Annotated in this window: 7 protein-coding genes; 6 read left to right on the forward strand and 1 reads right to left on the reverse strand. The window is 44.6% G+C overall.

All coding sequences use genetic code 11. The annotated features are described in order from the left end of the window. The first annotated feature begins 224 nt into the window (after positions 1 to 224). The 3 genes from H6G97_RS43745 to H6G97_RS43755 all read left to right on the forward strand — a co-directional run bounded on the left by H6G97_RS43745 (position 225) and on the right by H6G97_RS43755 (position 2092). Positions 225 to 653 carry a hypothetical protein gene (locus H6G97_RS43745; RefSeq protein ID WP_190946752.1) on the forward strand — a complete coding sequence of 143 codons (429 nt, stop codon included), beginning with the start codon at positions 225 to 227 and terminating at the stop codon, positions 651 to 653. After that, the gene (locus tag H6G97_RS43750) at positions 650 to 1222 is read left to right on the forward strand and encodes a hypothetical protein (RefSeq protein ID WP_190946746.1); all 573 of its coding nucleotides are present in this window, start codon (positions 650 to 652) and stop codon (positions 1220 to 1222) included. The genes H6G97_RS43745 and H6G97_RS43750 overlap by 4 nt, the downstream gene beginning before the upstream one ends. Positions 1223 to 1702: 480 nt before the next feature. After that, a complete protein-coding gene (locus tag H6G97_RS43755) occupies positions 1703 to 2092 on the forward strand; it encodes a hypothetical protein (RefSeq protein WP_190946747.1) in 390 nt (129 codons plus the stop codon). A gap of 358 nt (positions 2093 to 2450) precedes the next feature. Here H6G97_RS43755 and H6G97_RS43760 read toward each other — a convergent pair whose 3' ends face one another. Further along, the gene (locus H6G97_RS43760; RefSeq protein ID WP_190946748.1) at positions 2451 to 3140 is read right to left on the reverse strand and encodes a response regulator transcription factor; all 690 of its coding nucleotides are present in this window, start codon (positions 3138 to 3140) and stop codon (positions 2451 to 2453) included. A gap of 101 nt (positions 3141 to 3241) precedes the next feature. Here H6G97_RS43760 and H6G97_RS43765 point away from each other — a divergent pair, with 101 nt between their 5' ends. From H6G97_RS43765 to ampC, 3 genes are all read left to right on the forward strand, one after another. Further along, complete coding sequence (locus H6G97_RS43765; protein WP_190946749.1) at positions 3242 to 3910, forward strand: DJ-1/PfpI family protein; 669 nt, start codon at positions 3242 to 3244, stop codon at positions 3908 to 3910. A gap of 99 nt (positions 3911 to 4009) precedes the next feature. Further along, entirely contained in the window at positions 4010 to 4165 is a 156-nt protein-coding gene (locus H6G97_RS43770) for a hypothetical protein (protein ID WP_190946750.1), read from the forward strand. A 133-nt stretch (positions 4166 to 4298) separates the two neighbouring features. Continuing rightward, entirely contained in the window at positions 4299 to 5489 is a 1191-nt protein-coding gene (gene ampC, locus H6G97_RS43775; protein WP_190946751.1) for a class C beta-lactamase, read from the forward strand. Positions 5490 to 5871: the final 382 nt, after the last annotated feature.

Genomic DNA, 5871 nt, shown 5'->3' on the forward strand with positions numbered 1-5871 from the left:
CGCTCTAGTCAACCAACTCCATCCTTACTCCCCAAAGTTCCTACTACTGATTAAGTAATAAATGCTTCCTATACATTATGTGTCTTCCGAGATGATTTAGTCTTAATTTTCATTGATGAGCTTGTGTGTTTAGTCGCTGTAGCTTCTTCAATCATTATATTTTGCTCGATTTCAGCAATAAATTACCCCCATGAACGATTACCTTACAAACTTTGGTCGAGGCGATGAGAACTTTAGCCGAACTCACAGGTGGCAGACTCAACCCGTACATGGAACAGCAATTCAAAGACTATGCCGGGAATCTTCTGGCAGAACACAACAGAAAATTGCTCACCCCTTCAGAAGAACGCTGGCTTGGCGTGGTCAATTTTGCAGAGAGCGAACTTGGAAAGAAAGTCCCCCTGAGCGGCACTCACTACCGGGGACATTTGGGCACATGGGTTCGCACGTTTTACCCACAGTTAGGCGATCGCCAAGAAACGCGATTGGTTAACGGTGTGCAACAGCCCATCTATGTCTACGCTTGTCACGAGCCGACTGTTGCGGCTGGGTTGACCAAAGCTATAGAAGAATTCTTCGCTCATCCCAGTCCTGGTGCAGCGCTAAGGCAGGCGGGGGCTTTCGCTAGCAAGAAAGCTGTAGTTACTGCTTGATGGTCATCGGTCATCGGTCATCGGTCATTGGTCATTGGTCATTGGTCATTGGTCATTGGTCATTGGTCATCGGTCATCGGTCATCGGTCATTGGTCATCGGTCATCGGGCATTGGGCATTGGGCATTAGATATTGGGCATTGGGCATTGGGCATTAGATATTGGTCAAGCAGAGCGATCGCCGAGTCATCAAGAATTAAAACTTTTACAACAAAGACAAATTCTACCTTGAGGGGAAAGTATATGGAACTTGGATACTTCCAAAAAGATGTACTGATTGAAAAACTAGCTAAGAAGTTCTATGCAATTCAAGGCTATGTAGTCCCCGAATCATATCGAATGCAATCAGCTACACATCCAGCAGAAAGAGCGTGTGTGGCTATGGCTATTTTCGCAGTCGAAGAATTTGAATTAATAAATGATTCATCATCAGAGTATAAGGATGATGACGAATATGAAACCAGGGCAAACGCATCTAAATTACTCTTGATCACAACGAAGGTTAAGAACCAACGAAAAAATCAGGATTTCGAGCTTGATTATTTTTTAAGCCCCAAAGCGATCGCCTAAAACTTTCGCAATAAGCAAAACTTAATGACATTGATTTTAAATCTATTCTCAATAAAGTATGCTTATTGACATGATGCGGCCGCCCTGAATATGAAACCGATTGTTTATTCCCTGAAGAACGTTTGTTGCCAGGGGTTTAATTGAAGCACGAGTAATACACCTTTCTGAATATTTTCTTACAAATTACAAGATGGGTAAACGGATATGAAAGCCATAGTCACAGTAGTTGAGAAAATCTCGTCTGAAGCTTTGACGCTAATAGAGCAAAGCTTAGAACGGATGGAAAAAAAAGTGCTTTACCACCACCTTTAGTCAACCTAAAACACCTGATAGCTAAGGGATTATCTGCGACTGCATCTTTATTTTCACCTGTTATAGTTGCATATCAGTGGGAAGATACAAGCTAGTAACATTCTCAATAATAAAATAGGTCTTGATGCTGCTGGAGTTAAACAAAATTATCAGGAACTATTAACAGAAATGTCCCAACAAAAACAGAAAGCTGGTACACTAAATACCGCAATCGATAACTTCATAAAAACCACCCATAACTACTGGACTGGACTTTTTCATTGTTACGAAATTGAAGATTTTCCCAGAACTAATAATGACTTAGAACATGCTTTTGGTATGCTACGTCATCATCAACGTCGTTGTACCGGTCGTAAGGTTGCCCCCTCATCCCTCGTTATTCGTGGTTCTGTCAAACTTGCCTGTGCCATCGCTACTAAGCTTCAATCTTTTACCGCATCTGATTTAGCACAAGTTGATATTCATACTTGGCTCGAATTACGCTCTCAACTGCAAAAACACTACGCATTGCCAGAATTGAACAATATCGATTTCGCAGAGACCCCAAGGGTTACTTAGCTAATTTAGAGAGTCGTCTTCTCTAGTAAGTTTTACCACACTAGGTTTTTTAGGGTAATATATTGCTTTATCAAATAAGTAAAAAGTCAAATTTTTATCGCCTTAGCCAGCAAAAATCTCCGGCGATTTCGAGAATAATTCATTTTTATAGTGACTTAGATTATGCAGCGATAGACTCGGTTCGTTGGCGTAGCCTTTCCTTTGGAGAATCGAGTAATTCTAATCAGCAGAGAGCTGTGCCAATACGGTTCGGTTAAGCCCAAAAAATAAAAATGTGTAGGTTGGGTTGAGGAACGAAACCCAACATTTTGCGGGGTTTGTTGGGTTTTACTTCGTTCAACTCAACCTACAAATATTCTTAACCGAACCGTATTGAGAGCTGTGCCACCATTTCAGCACGAGAGGAAACTTCCAGCTTCCGAAACATTCGCTTTAGAGCTTGCTTAACTGAATTCTCAGTAATCCATAACTCCTGACCAATTTCGGCATTCGTGCGCCCCAAAGCAACTAGTTCGACAATTTGTAATTCACGCGCTGTTAATAGCTTAATTTTGCCAGATGGGGATGACGATTTTCCAGCGGAAACACTGTGAGATCGCTTTGTCGCCGCCCAGATCGATAAGTGCAAACAGATCCCACTCAAATCGGCTAGATTTTGGGTGTCGAAAGCAGGCATCGACTTATCGCGAGTACAACCCACCGAACCCACCAGTTGACCGCGAACGACAATTGGCCCAGCCATCACATGCCAGTGGTCGGGACGAGGACAAATCATCTTCCAAACCTTGGGTGATGTCACCAAGCCTTCATGTACAGGTGCGTGACGCTCTGTGAGATAACGGGCGAGGGGATTACGCTCGATCGACAAAGCAACCTTGAGAATTTTCCGAAGGTTAGGGTCTAGCTGTGGAAATTGGTCGAAGAAAAAAATACCCGAGCGATTAGCTGCGAAGTGTTCGCCCAGTTTTGACGTGACATCTGTTTTTAAATCTTGTTCGTCTTTCACCGAATCGATCGCCGCAAATAAAGGCTTTAAGGAGGCAACCATAGTGTCAAAAGAGTACCTGATCGAGGACTATGCGCGATCAATTTCCATTTTTATTATAGACACTATCAGCTTTATTGCTCTCATCAATAGGAAATCGATTTATGACTGACTACCCAAAGTACACTCTTGGTTTGATCTTTTATCCCGGTATGACATCGCTCGATATTATTGGGCCACAGCAGGTTTTAAGCCCGCTTCCTGGTGTCAAGACTTATCGGATCTGGAAAACTCTCGATCCCATTAAAACCGACGATGGCATGATGGTTTTACCAGATACCACCTTTGCCAATTGTCCGCAATTAGATATTTTCTGCATCGGTGGCGGTCTCCTACAGGAGGCGGTAGAAGACGATCCAGACATACTGGAATTTCTACAAAAACAAGGCAGCACCGCCAAGTACGTAACTTCTGTTTGCGGCGGTTCGATCTTTTTAGCTAAGGCGGGACTACTCGCTGGCTATCGCGCGGCTACCTACTGGTCGGGACGAGAGCGACTTGCCAAATTGGGTGTAGAAGTAGGTAACGAGAGAGTCGTGGTTGATCGCAATCGGATTACTGGCGGCGGCGTAACCGCAGGGATTGATTTTGGTCTGACGATCGTTAGTATCCTTTATGGTGAAGAAATCGCCAAGATCGTTCAACTATTGCTGGAGTACAATCCCGCTCCGCCATTTGATACCGGATCGCCGGAAAAAGCGGGGGCAGAGTTGGTCGAGAAGGCTATGTTATTTATGCAGAGCATGATGCCCGCTCCAGTCGTAGCAAACTAGCAAAATTCATTGGTATGTGCGGCTTTTTAGTAATTAATTACCGAAAAAGCTACACATGCTCCTCTCCCAAATTTACGTTTAGCAATAATCTCGATTGTGATGATAGACCTTCATTCTGAGCAAACTAAATTATCTGGACGCTGGATTCAAAAGGGATTTCTGGCGATCGCAGTACTATTCAACTTTAAGTTTTTGCGCGATCGCAATAAGAGACAAAATCGATTGGGGAGGCGATGGACTAAGTTTCGCTTTTAGAGCGAACGTAAAGTAACGAGGCTGCGATGCAGGAGCGTCGCTCTAGTTGTAGCCCCGTAAGATTAGAATTACTAGATAAATAAATTGGGAACTTTGAGATGGGGGCAAATCTAATCAAGTCACTGTATCTGTTATGAGAAAGATTTCCGTTGCGAAGGTTGGAATTATTGCTGCCACAAGCTTTTACTTGGGCGCATGCGCCCAAGCTACCGATAGCAAAGACCAAAGCCAATTTGAGCAAACCGTCAGCGAAGCGATTCGGCCTATTATTGAGGAGAACAATGTTCCGGGGATGGCCGTGGCGGTTACAGTTCAGGGAAAGCGATATTTCTTTAATTACGGTGTCGCCTCGAAGGAGAACGGACAAAAAGTCACCCAGGATACGATTTTCGAGATCGGCTCGGTCAGCAAAACATTCACAGCAACCCTCGCGTCCTACGCGCAAGTGAGTGGAACTCTGTCTCTGTTGGATAACGCAAGCAAATATCTGCCTGCACTCGCCGATAGCAGTTTCAACAAAATTAGCCTTCTCAATCTTGGCACCTATACGGCGGGCGGTCTACCCCTACAGTTCCCAGAAAATGTCAATGATCAACAGGAGATGATTGCCTATTATAAAGGCTGGCGACCGAGCTATGCGCCTGGTACCCGTCGGCTCTATTCAAACCCGAGCATCGGCTTGCTTGGCTATCTGGCCGCCAGAAGCATAGGCAAGCCTTTCGATGAGCTAATGGAAAAGAAGCTTTTCCCGAAGCTTGGCTTGACGCGTACTTACCTTAAAGTTCCGCAAAACCAGATGAGTAAATACGCTTATGGCTACTCGAAAGATAACAAGCCGATCCGAGTCAGTCCTGGCGTTCTGGATTCGGAAGCCTATGGCGTGAAGACAACTGCCTCCGACATGATCCAGTTCGTCGAGGCAAATATGAACGGCATGGAGTTGGACGAAACTCTCCAACGCGCGATTGCCGGAACGCACATCGGATACTTCAAGGTCGGCGACATGACGCAGGCACTGGGATGGGAGATGTATACCTATCCAATAAATCTCGACCGGCTGCTTGCGGGGAATTCGTCGCAAGTGAGCCTTAAGGTCAACGTGGTGACTAGACTTGCTCCGTCTCTGTCACCGCAGCAGAATGTGTTGATCAACAAAACCGGTTCGACGAATGGGTTCGGTGCCTATGTTGTCTTTGTTCCCGTCAAGGGCATCGGTATCGTGATGATGGCAAACAAAAACTATCCCATCCCGGCTCGCGTGAAGGCCGCCTACCAGATATTAATGGCGCTGGATAGCAAGCTCAGATTGACGAGCGCTCGTTGAGGAACCTCCTCTTTAAATCAAGTCGTGGCTTACCACCGTCTCAAAGACGAACGAATGAACGAACACAAGGAAGGCATAACCCCCAGGGATAATTCCTTCTTAGTAAAAAATTATTAGAATGACAGAACTCACTCGTAAATTTAAATCTACTTGCACTAGTAGTCTGCCAAGGAAACTTTGGTAATCGTTCATGGGGGTAATTTATTGCTGAAATCGAGCAAAATATAATGATTGAAGAAGCTACAGCGACTAAACACACAAGCTCATCGATGAAAATTAAGACTAAATCATCTCGGAAGACACATAATGTATAGGAAGCATTTATTACTTAATCAGTAGTAGGAACTTTGGGGAGTAAGGATGGAGTTGGTTGACTAGAGCG

Source organism: Nostoc flagelliforme FACHB-838, from assembly GCF_014698065.1.
Classification (GTDB): domain Bacteria; phylum Cyanobacteriota; class Cyanobacteriia; order Cyanobacteriales; family Nostocaceae; genus Nostoc; species Nostoc flagelliforme_B.

Coding starts and splice junctions, on each gene's coding strand:
- H6G97_RS43745 (WP_190946752.1), top strand. CDS start 225: ATGAGAACTTTAGCCGAACTCACAGGTGGCAGACTCAACCCGTACATG.
- H6G97_RS43755 (WP_190946747.1), top strand. CDS start 1,703: ATGTCCCAACAAAAACAGAAAGCTGGTACACTAAATACCGCAATCGAT.
- H6G97_RS43765 (WP_190946749.1), top strand. CDS start 3,242: ATGACTGACTACCCAAAGTACACTCTTGGTTTGATCTTTTATCCCGGT.
- ampC (WP_190946751.1), top strand. CDS start 4,299: ATGAGAAAGATTTCCGTTGCGAAGGTTGGAATTATTGCTGCCACAAGC.
- H6G97_RS43770 (WP_190946750.1), top strand. CDS start 4,010: ATGATAGACCTTCATTCTGAGCAAACTAAATTATCTGGACGCTGGATT.
- H6G97_RS43760 (WP_190946748.1), bottom strand. CDS start 3,140: ATGGTTGCCTCCTTAAAGCCTTTATTTGCGGCGATCGATTCGGTGAAA.